The sequence below is a fragment of the Pseudalkalibacillus hwajinpoensis genome (assembly GCF_039851965.1).
GTDB classification, from domain to species: domain Bacteria; phylum Bacillota; class Bacilli; order Bacillales; family Guptibacillaceae; genus Guptibacillus; species Guptibacillus hwajinpoensis_E.
Window position 1 is genome coordinate 708,787 of record NZ_CP156674.1, and the last position, 15,334, is coordinate 724,120.

Sequence of the window (15,334 nt, forward strand, 5' to 3'; positions counted from 1 at the left end):
AGCTCTCTGAACTCCTTCTGTTTTTTGGACTCACTTTAACTAAATTAATTGAAATCAGATGTTTAAATGAGGTGCAGAGCGAATCAATAGTAAAGGATTGTCCGCAGGAAATACTTCGAAGAAAGCAGATGAGGATCCAGGTTTGCCAGAGGTAGGGTGGGGTTTCGAACCAGAAGTTTTCAGGTGAAGGGATTCCTGCCTCAGTAGGAAACATTCGAATCGAAGCGCCTTCGGAATACAGTCGCTTCCGCAAATAAAAATAAGCATACGATTTTTCACCTGGGCTGTTTCGCCAGATTTGCTTTTGCTTTAACCAAATAGAATAAAATTGTATTGGGACTTTCATTGGAGTTGAGGTTTGGAGAAGTTCAGAAAAAGTAGTCGAAGAAATTTGATAATAGGAAGTGGAACAAATCACTTTAGTAGGCGGTGAACTACCCGCCACTTACCACCCTTACGGGTTGGTTGAAGTGGTGGCTTCTTGGGTAATCGCCACTTTTACTAGCTGACGAAATGGACCAAGCTAACCCTCTTGTTCCAAGAGTTTATATTTACACTAGGTTAGGCAGTTGCTAACCAGCGAATGCCTTCTTTTTTGATATTGAGTGCGGAGTTGACATCTCTATCGAGACTTAGCCCGCAGGTGCATTGATAGGTGCGTTCGGATAATTTGATTTCTTTTGCAGAACCACAATTCGAACAAGTCTTAGTAGATGGAAACCATTTATCTATTTTGATAAGTTGTTTCCCTTGTTCTTTTAGCTTGTAGTGTAAGAAAGAAGTGAACATACCCCACCCGTTATCAGCGACACTTTTTCCGAACTTGAGTGCTTGTGACATGCCCTTCATGTCTAAATCTTCAATCACAACAGCGTCAAACTCAGTTACTAATTCTTTTGATTTGTGATGGAGGAGGAAATTCTTACGTTGGTTTGCTACTTTTTCTTGCAGTTTTGCTACCCGAATGCGTTGCTTGTTCCAATTTGAAGAACCTTTCTTTTTGCGAGACAATCTACGTTGTTCGATTGCTAATTTATCAAGCATTTGACGAAAAAATTTAGGATAATTGGCTTTCTTACCCTCACTATCGACAAATAACCCATTCATTGCAAAATCTAGCCCGACAACATTTTGAATATTTTTGATTTCAATTTCTTTTTCATATTCTGTCAGAATCGAAATGTAATATTTCCCTGATGAAGACATCGAAATCGTGCAAGACTTAATAATATGCTCAGATGGAATTTCTCTATGCTGTTTGAGTTTCACCATTTTCAGTTTAGGCAATTTGATATGACCACCCAATATCTGAATATTTCTGTTCACAACATTCGTTGTATAGCTTTGTTTGTGACGCTTGTTTTTGAACTTTGGAAACTTGGCATTCCCTTTGAAGAAGGCTTTATATGCCTTATCTAAGTTTAATTGTGCGTTTGCCAACGCCAAAGAGTCCACTTCTTTTAGCCACTCGAACTCTTTTTTGTATTTGGCGGGAGTAGGATGTTTCGCCTTTTTTAACGCTTCCTTGTCCTCTTTCAGATTTTCATACGTTTCTTTTCGTTCTGCCAACATCCTGTTATAGACAAAACGAACACAACCGAAGGTTTTACGAATTACTAATGCCTGTTCATCTGTTGGATACATTCGGAACTTATACGCTTTATTTTGTTTAGCCATATCAAATCACCTCACTTCATCCCTTGATTTTCGATATACTTTTTTACGACTTCAATCGGTGAACCGCCTGTGGTCAACAAGCAAAAACTTCGTGACCAAAACATTTCTTTCCATAGCTTTTTTCGAACGAGAGGAAACTCTTTTTTGATAAGTCTCGAACTCGCACTTTTGTATGCATTGATGAATTTTGATAATTCACTATTAGGTTGTGCTTTGAACAAAATATGAACATGGTCAATGTCATGGTTCCACTCGACCAATGTAATATTGTATTTTTCACTCAAGGATACAAATTTTTCTTTTGCATAGTCTGAAATCGTGTCATCAATATCCGTTCCTTCGATATTTTACAACCAATACAAGATGGTAATACATCAAGAACACTGAATGGTTATTACTATCTAATTTCATTGTATACCAGTCCTTACACTTTATAAGACTGAATATACCATATTAGGATAAAAAGCAAAATGCCTTTGGGCTAACGCTCAACCGAAATTCATTTCCCCCTTACCGTTGGGCTTCGCCCTTCACAGGCTTGAAGAGGGAGACTTCTTTCGGAAAAACGTTAAACTTGAAAGAAGAGTTACTGAGGCGAAGCGTTTATCAATAGGGCAATAGCAATGGAGGCGAAGTTTACAGTTATAGAGGGTGGCAGCAGACCATTCCATCGCACTAATGGAGTGGATTGGGCGATGTTTAGAATTCAAACGTTTAGCTCCGAGAATCCAGAGAACATCTAAACCTGATGCTGAATAATCCTCCGTTCTTTGTTTTAATAAAGGATTACTTATCGAGGAACACTGGTATTCAATGGCGAGGTGGACTTCCGGGAGCAGAAGATCAGGACGTTGTCTTGTTCGAGAGAGATACCATTCAAGCTTAACTCGCCGCTTTTCTCTTGTTAGCCATTCATAAAGCTGACGTTTTTCCCTGCAGATGATAGAGTGATTCCACTTCTGAATTCGTAAGACAAGGTACTTTTCCATGATGAGAAAAGTGCCAGATCTTCTTCTCCCCTAGTTTCATAATGACCCTGGAACCACAGGCAGGGCAAAAATATTCTCGCGTACTTCTAAGCTTACGAAGCTCATTAAGCCCACCGTTTGTGTCTGCGAGATTTAATAATATTCCTTCTTTTGTTATCGCTGTTAACATCACAACACCTCTCTTTCATGATTCTTTTATTCTCCTTACCACTTTAGAAATCCTCTACAACGGTTCAACAATTTTCTTTTTTTTGAAAAGCGGTAAGAAAACCTTGTAAAAAGACATAAAAAAGCCGATTCCCAAATGAAATCGGCGAAATTTTATAAGAGTGGAAAGTGCCCGCGGAGTTGTTCTAGAGCTTGTTCAGAGAGAATCTCCTTACCGTATTCTTGAATGCGATGAAGTGTTAGATCTGTTTCATATCCATATTCTAACAGCTGGCTGAGTCGGTTGTCTTGCTCTTCTTCAATTAATGTTTCATCAAAGACAACGTGAAGATAGTACCGGTCTTCAAAATGATAAAGCCCATTCTCAACTCCAGCTGGATCGAATCTGTGTGATAACGAAATCACATCTTCAAAATCCCTAAAGCCAATCATAAAGGAAAGTTCCTCACCTTCAAGTGGTTCAAGCTCTTCTTCTGGCTCATAATTATTTTGAATCGTAAATTTGTCATCCAAAATTTTATCCATATTCTCATCAAGCGGCAGATCAAGCTGCTTTTCTTCAGAAATAGGCAGTTCAAGTTTGGAACCGTCATTTGACATCTGTGCACGGGTTACGATGATTTCAAGACCTTTTTCTAAAGCCTGAACCTGTATCCATAGAGGACCTTCCAGTGAAAATTGTTCTCTTTGATGCGCTTCATCCATCATTTCCCAAAACAATTCTTCGCCTCGTTCTCTGTCATACCAGATCTCTTCTCGATCAAAACCTCTATTTTCAATGTCTCTATACGTTATAAAGAATTTTAAAGTGTTTGCATTAACGCGTTCGATTTCCATTTGTTCTCTCTCCCTCCTGTTTTTAACCGGAAGGCTATTCCCTCTGGGATACTCCTAATTTCCTCTTTCCCTTAAGCGGCGTACACTAACCGCTTTTCTCTTCTACTTCCATTCTATGATAAACGAACAAAGAATGGAAATAAAAAAACGTTTGATTTTTTCACTCATAATACACCATATACACGATATATTTATTTATGTGTATAGCTTGCCCCAAAGCGCTCCTGTCATGACGTGAAAAATTGAATAAACGGGAGAGGATTCCTTGTTTAATGTAGAGACGATCACATCAGTACTTTTTATCATCGGCATTGATATTGTACTCGGGGGAGATAATGCTGTGGTAATTGCACTTGCCTGTCGAAATCTCCCTGATTCTCATCGTAGTCGAGCCATTCTCATTGGTACAGCCATAGCTGTTGGACTTAGAATAGCATTAACAATTGTTGCTGTCTATTTATTAATGTTGCCGTATTTATTGTTAATTGGAGCGATATTTCTCCTGTACATTTCATTTAAGCTTGTGATCGATAGTGAAAGTAATGAAAGCATACAACCAAAGGTTTCTTTCTGGGGGGCAATTAGGACGATTGTCATGGCAGATTTAATTATGGGCCTTGATAACGTTCTTGCAATCGCAGGTGCTTCAGAAGGCAGGCTTCCACTCGTTGTCTTCGGCTTACTGATCTCTATTCCTATTATCGTATGGGGGAGTCGCATGATCATGCACGCACTTGATCGTTTTCCACTATTCATTTATATTGGGGCAGGCATTCTTTCTCTTACAGCTGGTCGAATGTTTACAAACGCTGCTGAATTAAAACACTTTTACTATATGTACCCCACCATGGAATTCATAACGCAAACCGCTTTTCTAATACTTGTTATAGTCGGAGGTTGGTTCATTAGGAAGGTTCGAGGAAATATCATCATTATTCATTAAAAATGAATATTCCGGACAAAAAAACTTCTACAGGGAACCCCTGTAGAAGTTTTTATTAATTAACAAGGCGCTGGGCCTCTTGGAGTTGAAAAGTACGAACTTTACGTGGTAGGAAACGACGAATTTCGTCTTCATTGTACCCTACTTGCAGGCGCTTTTCATCCAGAATGATTGGACGGCGAAGCAAACCAGGATGCTCGCTAATAAGCTCAAACAATTCCTGAAGAGAAACCGCATCTAAATTCAAGTTTAATTTCTGGAAAGTTTTTGAGCGAGTTGATATAATTTCATCTGTTCCATCCTCAGTCATACGAAGAATTTCTTTTACTTCTTCAATCGTTAGAGGCTCTGAGAAAATGTTCCGCTCTGTATAAGGAATCTCATGTTCCTGTAACCAGGCCTTTGCTTTACGGCAAGAAGTGCAGCTTGGAGATGTATAAAGTGTTACCATAAGGAATTGCTCCTTTCTATAAGTGAACGTCATTATTACATTAGAAAAATTATCTTTTCACAATTTGTATTATACTACAATTCATATAAAATAAATAGGGGGTAACAAAATTTACAAGAAAGTTATACCATAGGTATACAATAAAATATCATTACTTCTAACTCCTATATACCCCATTCCATTCTATCCAAACCCGATTTGTTTAAAAATGTTTGAATTTTATAACAAAAAAGATTGATTCACATGATACCATTCGTAAGAGATACACTAATTCTGAGGTGAATGAAATGAAAAGAGCACTCTTTCTTGTAGGTATGCTTGTCTTTGCAAGCGCTTGTACAACTGAAGAGATTACTAATGAAGAAACTGCTAATGAACCGATACTAGTTGAAACAAACTCCGTTAAACAAATGAATTTAACGGACGAGCTTGAATTAACAGGACAGGCTACCCCTGGCGTTACAATTCCTCTAACAGCCCCCTCCCCTCTTAAAGTAAGAGAAATAAATGTAGAGGTAGGCAGCACGGTTGAAAAGGGCGATCTTATTGCGGCCCTGGATGATACAACTGCAAGAGAGAATGTAAATCAGCTTACTAATGCAGTTACGGAGCTCGAATCAGCAGTCAGGCAGGCGAAAGAACTATCCAGCCAGGCTGAAAAAAGCGCACAGGAATTAAAGAAGCTTGAGGGTGAACTTAATGCTTCTCTTGAACGCTCTAAGGAGCTTCTCAATCAGCTCGACTCAAAGGAAGTGACTGCAGTTGATGTGTTAAAAGAAAGCCTCGAAGTAACGATTAAGCAGGCTCAATTGTCCCAGGCTGCCGCACAGGTCCCATCTATGTCGAACGGGAACGTTACGCAGCTAGAAACACAGCTATCTGAAACAAAGGCCAGTCTCAATCAAGCGAGAGACGTCCTGAATGCTACAACGATCGAATCTCCTATTAACGGGATCGTTTCTCAAATAAACACCGAGGAAAATGCTACAGCAGCGCCTGGTACTCCACTTGCCGTTGTTGTTAATTTAAATCCAGTTGTCGCTGCATTCCAGGTCAATAGCTTTCAGATTACTCAACTTAATAAAGACCAGGACGTTAAAATTACATTTGATGGAGTTAGTGAAACATTTGACGGAAAGCTTAATGCAATTCCACCTACTGCCAATGAACAAACCAGCTCTTTCCTTGTTGAGATTCCGATGCCAAATAACGATTTGGCAGTGAAAGGCGGTATGAAAGCGACAGCTGTTATTCAAACAGATGTGATTGAGAATGCCATTGTCATACCAAAAGATTCGGTTATTTACGGAGAAGAGAACACGTATGTTTACATTCCACAGGGAGAGAAAGTAAAAAAAGTAACGGTTGAGCTTGGAGCAGAATCCAACGATAATATCCAGGTTACAAGTGGTCTTTCCAAAGGTGACCAGGTGATTACAAAAGGAAAAGACCGCTTGAACGACTCATCCGAAATCCAGGTAAAGAAGTGAGTTGAGTCGATATGAATATAGCTAAGCTTTCCGTTTTTCGCCCGATTGCTATGGGAATGGTCATTATCTTCATTTTGATTATAGGAACCGTATCACTGCGCAACATGCCGGTAGATCTCTTCCCAGACCTTACATTCCCTGTTGCAGCGATTACGGTTACATATGATGGCGCTGGCCCGGAGGAAGTAGAGAATCTGCTGGCTTCCCCTCTCGAAAACGTTATGGGTACTCTCCCTAATGTCGAAAGTATTTCATCTGTTTCTCAGAATGGAGGGGCGCTTATACTCGTTTCATTTGAGTGGGGAACCGATATGGATTTTGCAACATTAAATATGCGAGAACAGATAGATGATGTCAGAGATTCATTGCCTTCTGAAGTGCCTGTTCCAAAGGTACTCCGCTTTAACCCAAGTGATATTCCGATTATGCAGCTTGGGGTCGCAGGTTCTGAAGAAGATCTCACTGAAGTTAAACAAATTATTGAAGATCAGATTAAACCGGCTCTTGATTCTGTACCAGGCGTTGCAGCCGTCACGATTGAAGGTCAACTAGAAAAAGAAATACGCTTAACTGCTGATCCGGACAAGCTCAGTCAATATGGTGTGACGTTAACAAATCTTCAGCAGCTCATTGGTTCTGAGAACCTCAACCTTCCGAGTGGATCAATTGAGACGGAAAACAAGAATCTCCCATTACGAGTAACTGGGGAATTTAAATCTGTAGAGGACTTAAAAAACCTTTCCGTTCCAACATCTAATGGTACTGTTAAATTAAGTAAGCTTGTGGAGATTGAAGAAATGATGAAGCCCGCTGTTCAAGCAAGTTACTTGAATGGTGAACCGGCAATTGGCTTCTCGATTCAAAAACAATCAGGGGCCAACACGGTACAGGTTGTGAAACAGATTAATGAAAAATTAGAAGAAATTCAGCCTTCTCTTCCAGAAGGTTTGGAAATTAAAACAGTATTCGATCAGGCGAAATTTATTAATCAATCCATTAATGCGGTTGTTTGGAACATTATTATCGGAAGTCTGCTGGCCGCTTTAGTTCTTTATCTCTTTTTAAGAAATATTCGAAGTACGTTAATCATTGGCCTTTCTATTCCAATTTCCATCGTAGGTGCCTTTATTCTGATGTACTTCTCAGGTCAAACCATTAACCTTCTTACACTCGGGGGACTCGCACTTGGGGTCGGTATGATGGTAGATAACTCGATTGTGATTTTAGAAAACATTTACCGTTTGCGACAGGAAGGCAAATCTCTGAAAGATGCAGCTGTTGAGGGTACAAAAGAAGTAGGGAGCGCAATAATTGCTTCTACCTTAACAACAGTAGTGGTTTTCTTACCTATTGTGTTCGTAACTGGACTCGCTGCTCAGCTATTTAAGCCGCTCGCACTTGCCGTTACCTTTTCGCTACTTGCGTCACTTTTCACAGCGTTAATCATCGTTCCATTACTTTCTTCCCTTTTGATGAATCGGAACGAATCGAAATCCATTTTCCAACTTAAGTTCGACCGTATGAATAACTGGTACAGGCGTATTTTGGATAAATCGTTAAATCATCCGAAAAGAACAGCAGGGTTTACGATCTTACTCCTGTTTGTATCAGCGGCAGGAACTCCTTTTATTGGTACAGAGTTTTTACCCGCTCAGGATCAGAGCTTTGTAAATATTTCAGCGCAGCTCCCTGCTGGAAGCTCACTAAATGCGACTGAAAATGTAACAGATCAAATCAATAAGGCACTTGAAGATGTACCTGAGGTCGAACTATCTTACCTGACAGCTGGTGGAACAGATAACTTTAGTCTCGGTGCAGGAAGTCAGACAAACCAGGCAACTTACAGTGTCTTGCTCGTTCCTATTTATGAACGAGAACTATCCGACCTTGAAGTTGCCGAAACGATTCGTGAAAAAGTAAACAACATCCCAAATGTAGATGTTTCAGTATCAGCGAGTGATTCAGGCTTCAGTGCTGATCCTATTTCGATTAACATTATCGGACCTGACCTTAACGTCCTGAAAGAACTTTCGGACGATGTTATCGAAAGCATTTCTGAAGTCGATGGCGTGAGAGAGCCCACTTCGAGCATTGAATCAAATAACCCTGAAGTTCAAATTCTAATTGATCGAGAAAAAGCAGCAAGCTATGGAATTGGTAGCTCTCAAATTTCCACTGCCATTTCGAATGCTACGAAAGGTCTTGTTGCCAGCAATCTTGCAGGTAATGGAAATCAGCTCGATATCCGTCTCACAGTGGAAGATAAATACACAGATTCCCTTGATGCGCTATCCAACCTATTAATTGATACTGAAACAGGTCAAAAAGTTCCATTATCTGCTGTCGCTGAAATTGAGCGCGGACTCGGGCCATCTGAAATTACACGCACGGATCGCCTGAGACAGGTAGAAGTGACCGCAAGCCTGTTAAACAGGGATCTCGGCACTGTAACAGACGAAATTCGAGAAAATCTTGTCAAAGACGTACCGCTTCCGGGCAATGCGTATAAAATCACCTTTGGCGGCCAGGATGAACAAATGAATGATGCCTTCTTCAAGCTTTCTGGTGCACTGGCTTTAGCTATCGTTTTGGTATACATGGTGATGGCAGGACAATTTGAATCATTTCTATATCCGTTCATTATCATGTTCTCAGTGCCTCTTACGGCAATTGGAATTATATTCGGACTACTAGTTACCTTCCAACCACTTGGAGTCGGTTCTCTTGTTGGTATGCTGATTTTGACCGGAATTGTCGTTAACAATGCGATTGTACTCGTGGATTATATTAATAAGCTCCGCGCAACAGGTATGGATACAAGATCGGCTATTTTAGAAGCAGGTCCAATTCGGTTAAGACCGATACTTATGACTACACTCACAACGATTCTTGGACTTGTTCCCCTTTCACTAGGGTTTGGGGAAGGGACAGAAATCCAACAACCGATGGCAATCGTTATTGTTTTCGGCCTTAGCGTTGCGACATTCATTACCTTAGTATTTATTCCTGTCGTTTACTATTTAATCGATCTCAGACGCCAGAAGCGATTGGATAAAAAAAGAGAAATAATAGAATAAAAATAAAAAAGAAAGCCTCCGAGGCTTTCTTTTTTATGCAGAAGTTTTCGTATTTGAGGCGGGTTCTTTCGACGATTGAGGTTTCCAGGTTTTCCAGCGTTTTTTAAGCAAATCCTTCAACCAATCACGTTTCTTTTTCTTCTTCTTTTCACGATTTTTCATAAGAAGGGTCCCTCCTAACAGAAAACAATCTTCTTACTCTTCTACTAAATCCTGATTTTCATTAAGGCTCAGTACCTCTTCGACAGGCTGATAGGCCGCGCCATACAGCTGTTTATCTTTATACGTATGAATTTCTTGATACGTATGCCTCATGGCTTCGTAAATTTCTTTTTCGCCAGCTTTACTTGGTGACCAATAAAGAATTTCCATTTCATTAATCTCATTGGTTGCTAAAGATCGTCTGCGATAACCAATTGATTTTGCATGCTTAAATCCTTCTCTCAGATAAAAGCGCTGTCTTTTTTTAGTATCTGTTTCTCCATAATCCACAGGTTCAACTTCCAGGATGATTGGTTTGTTCTTTTCTTTTAATTGATCAATCAGTTTCTTTCCTAGCCCCTGACCCCTGGCATCCCTGGAAACAAAGATATAATCCACAAATATGAAATCAGGAAGATCAGCATACATTAGAACATGGTGCGGTCCTTCGTCCTTGTTGTAAATGTCACCCTTTTCATTTAATAGCAAGTCCATGTGCTCTTTTGATTTCATTTCTTCAATTGGGAAATATTGCTTCAGCTTCTCATACCAGTTCATTGATCTACTCCTTTTAGTTAATTCATCATTATTAGTATAACATATTTGTTCAGTATTATAGATACAGGCCATTTCTACCACAACTTATTTTCCCTCTTTCTATTTATCTAAACATTCAGTATAATTTAGAAAAGTCTTACAAAAAGGGGTCTAACCATGTCATTTATTGTTGAGTTTGTTATGCTTGCTATACTTCTCATCAGTTTTACAGCATTTCTAGCCTTCTTTATGAATGGTTCTGGAAAATGGTTATACAGTAAAGATCGAAATAAATTTAAAGACCCTGTAGTTCGCAGTCAAAAGAATTGGAGAACTCTCTCAAATGATTAAAAGACCGCCTGTTGGCGGTCTTTTGATTTTACGGCGTATAGTCTACGTTTTTAGAATACGTATTGCCCGCATTCCAGAGTAGGAATTCATCAATTCCATTATCTTTCAATGCTTTAACCTGGGCTTCCACTTCAGCTCTTCCATAATTCAAGTAGTTTCCACTACCTAGATAGCTAGCTGTAAAATCTTGAAGCCAAGGACGACTGGTTGGCGCTTCTTTAAGCTCATCTAATACTTGATTCTCTACTTTAGCATACTCATTTACTAGATTATAGGGCTCTAAATCCGGCTTGCTAATGCCAAAATATGAACCCCAGTGACTTGGATAAATCATTGATGAAATAACATCGACATTTTTAGAAATTTTCGAGAAGTTTTGACCAATTCCAGGTGCTTCAGGAATTGTTGCTGAGTATCCAAAGATATCTACGGATACTTCTACATCATACTGTTCTAGTTTCGAATTCGCATAAGCAACAAAGTCAGTTACTGCCTGTACTCGCTTTTGTGTATCGTTCATGTCCATATCTGCGTATTTACCCATCGTGTATTCTAACTTGTCATCACGTGTTTCAAATCCTTCAGGAAAACGAACATAGTCAAATTGAATTTCTTTAAAGCCCATTTTAGCAGCTTCAATTGCAACTTGTACGTTATAGTCCCATACTTCTTCGCTAAATGGATTCACAAACGCTTCACCTCGTCCATTTTTCCATATCGAGCCGCCATCCTTATAGGAAAGTTCAGGTCTTGCTTCTGCTAGAACGGTATCCTTAAAAACAACTACTCTAGCAATTGGATAAATTTGACGTTTTTCAAGTTCTTCCAGTACCTTACGCGGTTCCTTTATGTAAGGTTTCCCTATATCGTACTGAGCTAATGGAGAATCTTTCTTTGGTTCATATGTAAGGTTTCCAAAATCATCCTTAATATCGATAACCATTGCATTTAGTTCCGTTGACTCAACGAAATCTGCAAGCTGCGTAAATTTACTCCCCCCGGCAGAATGTCCTGTTACATAAATTCCTCTCACCGCATCTGGGTATTCAAAATCAAGACCTGAATCATATACGAACCTAGGTAACCGATCAGGTAAGGTCAGTTCTTTGTTCTCTAACTCAAATCCATTGTGATTGGCCGCTGATAATGCATCTTCTGCTAGTACTGTTTGTCCGAACACAGAAAATAGTAATACAGCCGCGAGCAGGCTTTTCACCCCAACATTTAAATTACGCACAGCTTCTCTCTCCTTTATTAGTTTGCCTTCTCTATTATAAGATGAATACTCGGTGTTTGAAAGAACTTCCAGTAAAATTCCCTATGTCTTTTTATGTCTTTTTCGTGAACAGATGGAATTGATTTATTTTACTAGTCATGGTATGATTTCTAGAAAAACAATTTTCGTAATGTTAGGAGGCAGTAAACCATGAGAAACGTAACTCTCACAGATATCTTTCAACTTCCCTTTGCCCGAAAATACTTGAAGCGAGCTGGACTGGCTCATGCGATTACCGTCGCCCGCCACGCCTATTACTTTGCAACGGAAACCACAGTCAATCCTGATCTTGCTACGAAAGCGGCACTACTGCATGATATTGGACACTATACGTGGTTCCGTAATGGAAAATGGGACTATACTTTATATAAACAAAATGATATTCATGCAATAAAAGGGGCAGAGCGAGCACACAAAATGCTTATCCGACTTGGTGAAAATCCAGTCGCAGCAAAAGAAATTGCCGTCGCTATTCTATTTCACACAGATTCCTACTTTCTTGGAACGGTTAAGCGAAGTGAGCTCCAGGAGGTTGTCGCCATGGCAGACGAGGCAGACGAAGAACCAGGTGGTCAGCACCATTATAAAACGATGACTGAAGAAGAGGCGATTTTTGAGCTTGCTAATCTTGACAAATTAGTGGAGCAAAGTATGAAAAATCAAAATGAATGGCAACAGAGTGTTTAAAAATGTTTAACCCTGTCTTTTAGGAAAGGGATTTTGATTATTACATCCTTTCCATCCCTTTCCATTGCCTTTCCTCCCCACTTTGAAATAAATTCATCCAGCTCTTTTTCTTCTTGAACTCTTATAACAAAATAGTCCTGCTCCTGCTTTTTAGCAATCCTTGTTGCAAAATCATACAACGCCCATTTTTTAGCGTTAGATCCATTAAAATGAAATTCAACCATCTCAACTCGATTCTTTTCCACTTCTAACCACAAGTACCCTACCGTAAGCTCTTCAGATTCAAATAAATAAATGATAGAATTAGGAGAAAGACTCCTCATACTTCGTTTCGCATTTTCAGCTCGAATCCATCCCAATGTTTCTTCATCAAACTCAGGATTGTAAGTATAGAAAATCATCTATTTCCCCCTCTATTCTTTTGTACTTAAGGAGATACTATGAACTGTCTACGATTGACTTTGCTCATTTTAACAATTTCACTTGCGGCTTTAATCTTAATAGATTATTCGATACCAGAAGACTTATCCCTTTATGTTAAGTATGTTCTGGTATTATCTATTATTCTTTACATACCTTATCTTGCGCTGAAATACCGTGATAAAAAATAAAACAGGCTGCATTTCAATTGAAATGCAGCCTGTTTTTAATTAAACTGTTACCTTGTATTTATTGTACTCTTCTTCTGTACAAGCAATCCAATGCCCTTCTGTCACTTCACGAAGAATGCGTTCTTCTCCACCTTCTGCTAGATGCTTCTCAGGGTCATATATTTTACGTTTTCTTGAACGTTCATACTCAGGATCAGGAAGCGGAATCGCTGAAAGTAGTGATTGTGTATATGGATGAAGAGGGTTTCTATAAAGCTCTTCACTTTCAGCTAGCTCTACGATTTGTCCACGATACATTACACCAATTCGGTCGCTAATGTATTTAACCATAGAGAGATCATGTGCAATAAAGAGGTATGTTAATCCTTTTTCACGCTGAAGTTTCTTCATAAGGTTAACAACCTGAGCTTGTATCGAAACGTCAAGTGCAGAAATTGGCTCATCAGCAATTATGAACTCTGGATCTACTGCTAGAGCACGTGCGATACCGATACGCTGTCTTTGTCCACCACTAAATTCGTGAGGATAGCGGTTCGCGTGTTCTTTGTTAAGTCCAACTGTCTCAAGCAGATCGTGAACACGATCCATACGTGCTTTCTTAGAAGAAGCAAGACCGTGGATATCAATACCCTCCGCGATGATATCCGCAACAGTCATACGTGGATTTAGTGATGCATATGGATCCTGGAAAATCATCTGCATTTTACGGTTGAATTTCTTCAATTCCTTTGCAGACTTTTTCCCATGAACATCTTCACCATTAAAAATAACTTCACCGTCTGTGGCATCATAAAGACGAATAATTGTACGTCCAGTTGTAGATTTCCCACAACCAGACTCACCAACTAGTCCAAATGTTTCACCTTTATAAATATCAAATGTTAATCCATCTACAGCTTTCACTGTTCCTTTACCTACTTTGAAATGTTGTTTCAAGTTCTTAATTTCAAGAAGTTTTTCCTGACTAGACATTACTTCCACCATCTTTCGCGCCAATGATCGGCTCATCTGGAGCCATTCCTTGCATGCGTTTTTTAATTGCTGCAGGTGGTTCTACCTTAGGAGCTTTCTCATGCAAAAGCCATGTTGCAGCATAATGTGTATCTGAAACCTTAAACAACGGGGGCTCCATTTCCGTGTCTATCTTCATTGCATATGGATTACGAGGTGCAAATGCATCACCTGGCGGAGGATCAAGAAGATCCGGAGGTGAACCAGGAATCGCGATAAGTTCTTCATCCGTAGAATCAAGGCTAGGCATAGAACCAAGCAATCCCCATGTATACGGATGCTGCGGGTTATAGAAGATCTCATCTACAGTTCCTGTTTCAACAATTTTTCCAGCATACATAACCGCAACTCGGTCAGCAATATTTGCTACAACACCAAGGTCATGAGTAATAAAAATAATGGATGTTCCCATTTTTTCCTGCAAATCATTCAATAATTCAAGAATCTGAGCTTGAATTGTAACATCAAGTGCCGTTGTCGGCTCATCTGCGATCAACACACGTGGATTACAGGCTAGAGCAATAGCGATGACAACCCGCTGTCTCATACCACCTGAAAATTGGTGTGGATACTCAGTGACTCTTCCCTCAGCGTTTGGAATACCTACTAGCTTCAAAAGCTCAATAGCACGTTCCTTTGCTTCAGATTTGCTCATATTCTGATGTTTGATAAGTCCTTCCATGATTTGCTTTCCAATAGTCATGGTTGGGTTAAGAGATGTCATTGGATCCTGGAAAATCATTGAGATTTCAGAACCACGAATCTTCTGCATTTCTTTTTCGGACATCTGCGCAAGGTCTCGATCACCAAACTTGATTTCTCCCTGCTTAATTCGCCCAGGAGGATTCGGAATCAAACCCATAACCGCTTTTGACGTTACAGATTTACCTGATCCTGACTCTCCTACAATTGCTAAAGTTTCACCTTTATTTAAATGGAAGTTTACTCCGCGAACTGCTTTGACTTCTCCAGCAAACGTATCAAAGGAGACATGCAAATCGTTCACTTCTAGAATTTTTTCCATTCTA

At 39.6% G+C, this 15,334-nt stretch carries 16 protein-coding genes and 1 pseudogene; 5 read left to right on the forward strand and 12 right to left on the reverse strand.

Annotated features, from left to right (window positions below):
• Positions 1 to 561 precede the first annotated feature (561 nt).
• The 5 genes and pseudogenes from ABFG93_RS03605 to mecA all read right to left on the reverse strand — a co-directional run bounded on the left by ABFG93_RS03605 (position 562) and on the right by mecA (position 3,671).
• Positions 562 to 1,677: a transposase gene (locus ABFG93_RS03605; RefSeq protein ID WP_347550710.1), complete on the reverse strand. Its 1,116-nt coding sequence runs from the start codon at positions 1,675 to 1,677 to the stop codon at positions 562 to 564.
• A gap of 11 nt (positions 1,678 to 1,688) precedes the next feature.
• Positions 1,689 to 2,088, reverse strand: a pseudogene (gene tnpA, locus ABFG93_RS03610) (IS200/IS605 family transposase).
• 119 nt (positions 2,089 to 2,207) lie between these two features.
• Positions 2,208 to 2,666 carry a competence protein CoiA family protein gene (locus ABFG93_RS23005; RefSeq protein ID WP_431522040.1) on the reverse strand — a complete coding sequence of 153 codons (459 nt, stop codon included), beginning with the start codon at positions 2,664 to 2,666 and terminating at the stop codon, positions 2,208 to 2,210.
• Positions 2,590 to 2,835 carry a competence protein CoiA family protein gene (locus ABFG93_RS03615; protein WP_347550712.1) on the reverse strand — a complete coding sequence of 82 codons (246 nt, stop codon included), beginning with the start codon at positions 2,833 to 2,835 and terminating at the stop codon, positions 2,590 to 2,592. Before ABFG93_RS03615 ends, ABFG93_RS23005 begins: the two co-directional genes overlap by 77 nt.
• Positions 2,836 to 2,987: 152 nt before the next feature.
• Entirely contained in the window at positions 2,988 to 3,671 is a 684-nt protein-coding gene (gene mecA / locus ABFG93_RS03620) for an adaptor protein MecA (protein ID WP_347550714.1), read from the reverse strand.
• 265 nt (positions 3,672 to 3,936) lie between these two features.
• Between mecA and ABFG93_RS03625 the strand changes: the two genes are divergently transcribed.
• On the forward strand, positions 3,937 to 4,614 hold the full coding sequence (locus tag ABFG93_RS03625; protein ID WP_347550716.1) for a TerC family protein: 678 nt from the start codon (positions 3,937 to 3,939) through the stop codon (positions 4,612 to 4,614).
• Between the two features lie 55 nt (positions 4,615 to 4,669).
• Here the strand turns inward: ABFG93_RS03625 and spxA are convergent, their stop codons facing one another.
• Positions 4,670 to 5,065: a transcriptional regulator SpxA gene (gene spxA / locus ABFG93_RS03630; protein WP_347550717.1), complete on the reverse strand. Its 396-nt coding sequence runs from the start codon at positions 5,063 to 5,065 to the stop codon at positions 4,670 to 4,672.
• 287 nt (positions 5,066 to 5,352) lie between these two features.
• Between spxA and ABFG93_RS03635 the strand changes: the two genes are divergently transcribed.
• Positions 5,353 to 6,555: an efflux RND transporter periplasmic adaptor subunit gene (locus ABFG93_RS03635; protein WP_347550719.1), complete on the forward strand. Its 1,203-nt coding sequence runs from the start codon at positions 5,353 to 5,355 to the stop codon at positions 6,553 to 6,555.
• Between the two features lie 11 nt (positions 6,556 to 6,566).
• Complete coding sequence (locus ABFG93_RS03640; RefSeq protein ID WP_347550721.1) at positions 6,567 to 9,632, forward strand: efflux RND transporter permease subunit; 3,066 nt, start codon at positions 6,567 to 6,569, stop codon at positions 9,630 to 9,632.
• 33 nt (positions 9,633 to 9,665) lie between these two features.
• Here ABFG93_RS03640 and ABFG93_RS03645 read toward each other — a convergent pair whose 3' ends face one another.
• Together ABFG93_RS03645 and ABFG93_RS03650 are read right to left on the reverse strand one after the other, a co-directional pair.
• Positions 9,666 to 9,794, reverse strand: a complete 129-nt coding sequence (locus tag ABFG93_RS03645; RefSeq protein WP_347550723.1) for a hypothetical protein — start codon at positions 9,792 to 9,794, stop codon at positions 9,666 to 9,668.
• Between the two features lie 33 nt (positions 9,795 to 9,827).
• Positions 9,828 to 10,391, reverse strand: a complete 564-nt coding sequence (locus ABFG93_RS03650; RefSeq protein ID WP_347550725.1) for a GNAT family N-acetyltransferase — start codon at positions 10,389 to 10,391, stop codon at positions 9,828 to 9,830.
• Positions 10,392 to 10,547: 156 nt separating this feature from the next.
• Here ABFG93_RS03650 and ABFG93_RS03655 point away from each other — a divergent pair, with 156 nt between their 5' ends.
• Complete coding sequence (locus ABFG93_RS03655) at positions 10,548 to 10,721, forward strand: hypothetical protein (protein WP_347550726.1); 174 nt, start codon at positions 10,548 to 10,550, stop codon at positions 10,719 to 10,721.
• Between the two features lie 28 nt (positions 10,722 to 10,749).
• Here ABFG93_RS03655 and ABFG93_RS03660 read toward each other — a convergent pair whose 3' ends face one another.
• Positions 10,750 to 11,958, reverse strand: a complete 1,209-nt coding sequence (locus ABFG93_RS03660; protein ID WP_347550728.1) for a putative glycoside hydrolase — start codon at positions 11,956 to 11,958, stop codon at positions 10,750 to 10,752.
• A 189-nt stretch (positions 11,959 to 12,147) separates the two neighbouring features.
• On the opposite strand from ABFG93_RS03660, the gene ABFG93_RS03665 reads away from it, so the two are divergent.
• Entirely contained in the window at positions 12,148 to 12,684 is a 537-nt protein-coding gene (locus ABFG93_RS03665; protein WP_347550730.1) for an HD domain-containing protein, read from the forward strand.
• On the opposite strand, the gene ABFG93_RS03670 is transcribed toward ABFG93_RS03665, so the two are convergent.
• From ABFG93_RS03670 to ABFG93_RS03680, 3 genes are all read right to left on the reverse strand, one after another.
• Positions 12,681 to 13,085: a hypothetical protein gene (locus tag ABFG93_RS03670; RefSeq protein ID WP_347550731.1), complete on the reverse strand. Its 405-nt coding sequence runs from the start codon at positions 13,083 to 13,085 to the stop codon at positions 12,681 to 12,683. The two genes, ABFG93_RS03665 and ABFG93_RS03670, sit on opposite strands and share 4 nt — an antisense overlap.
• A gap of 249 nt (positions 13,086 to 13,334) precedes the next feature.
• The gene (locus tag ABFG93_RS03675; protein ID WP_431522041.1) at positions 13,335 to 14,267 is read right to left on the reverse strand and encodes an ABC transporter ATP-binding protein; all 933 of its coding nucleotides are present in this window, start codon (positions 14,265 to 14,267) and stop codon (positions 13,335 to 13,337) included.
• Entirely contained in the window at positions 14,260 to 15,330 is a 1,071-nt protein-coding gene (locus ABFG93_RS03680) for an ABC transporter ATP-binding protein (protein WP_347550733.1), read from the reverse strand. The genes ABFG93_RS03675 and ABFG93_RS03680 overlap by 8 nt, the downstream gene beginning before the upstream one ends.
• Positions 15,331 to 15,334: the final 4 nt, after the last annotated feature.

What these genes read in the sequence shown, in the direction of transcription:
- ABFG93_RS03670 (WP_347550731.1), bottom strand. Translation starts at nt 13,085, where the DNA reads ATGATTTTCTATACTTACAATCCTGAGTTTGATGAAGAAACATTGGGA.
- ABFG93_RS23005 (WP_431522040.1), bottom strand. Translation starts at nt 2,666, where the DNA reads ATGGAAAAGTACCTTGTCTTACGAATTCAGAAGTGGAATCACTCTATC.
- ABFG93_RS03675 (WP_431522041.1), bottom strand. Translation starts at nt 14,267, where the DNA reads ATGTCTAGTCAGGAAAAACTTCTTGAAATTAAGAACTTGAAACAACAT.
- ABFG93_RS03680 (WP_347550733.1), bottom strand. Translation starts at nt 15,330, where the DNA reads ATGGAAAAAATTCTAGAAGTGAACGATTTGCATGTCTCCTTTGATACG.
- ABFG93_RS03645 (WP_347550723.1), bottom strand. Translation starts at nt 9,794, where the DNA reads ATGAAAAATCGTGAAAAGAAGAAGAAAAAGAAACGTGATTGGTTGAAG.
- ABFG93_RS03635 (WP_347550719.1), top strand. Translation starts at nt 5,353, where the DNA reads ATGAAAAGAGCACTCTTTCTTGTAGGTATGCTTGTCTTTGCAAGCGCT.
- mecA (WP_347550714.1), bottom strand. Translation starts at nt 3,671, where the DNA reads ATGGAAATCGAACGCGTTAATGCAAACACTTTAAAATTCTTTATAACG.
- ABFG93_RS03650 (WP_347550725.1), bottom strand. Translation starts at nt 10,391, where the DNA reads ATGAACTGGTATGAGAAGCTGAAGCAATATTTCCCAATTGAAGAAATG.
- ABFG93_RS03640 (WP_347550721.1), top strand. Translation starts at nt 6,567, where the DNA reads ATGAATATAGCTAAGCTTTCCGTTTTTCGCCCGATTGCTATGGGAATG.
- ABFG93_RS03605 (WP_347550710.1), bottom strand. Translation starts at nt 1,677, where the DNA reads ATGGCTAAACAAAATAAAGCGTATAAGTTCCGAATGTATCCAACAGAT.
- ABFG93_RS03615 (WP_347550712.1), bottom strand. Translation starts at nt 2,835, where the DNA reads ATGTTAACAGCGATAACAAAAGAAGGAATATTATTAAATCTCGCAGAC.
- spxA (WP_347550717.1), bottom strand. Translation starts at nt 5,065, where the DNA reads ATGGTAACACTTTATACATCTCCAAGCTGCACTTCTTGCCGTAAAGCA.
- ABFG93_RS03665 (WP_347550730.1), top strand. Translation starts at nt 12,148, where the DNA reads ATGAGAAACGTAACTCTCACAGATATCTTTCAACTTCCCTTTGCCCGA.
- ABFG93_RS03655 (WP_347550726.1), top strand. Translation starts at nt 10,548, where the DNA reads ATGTCATTTATTGTTGAGTTTGTTATGCTTGCTATACTTCTCATCAGT.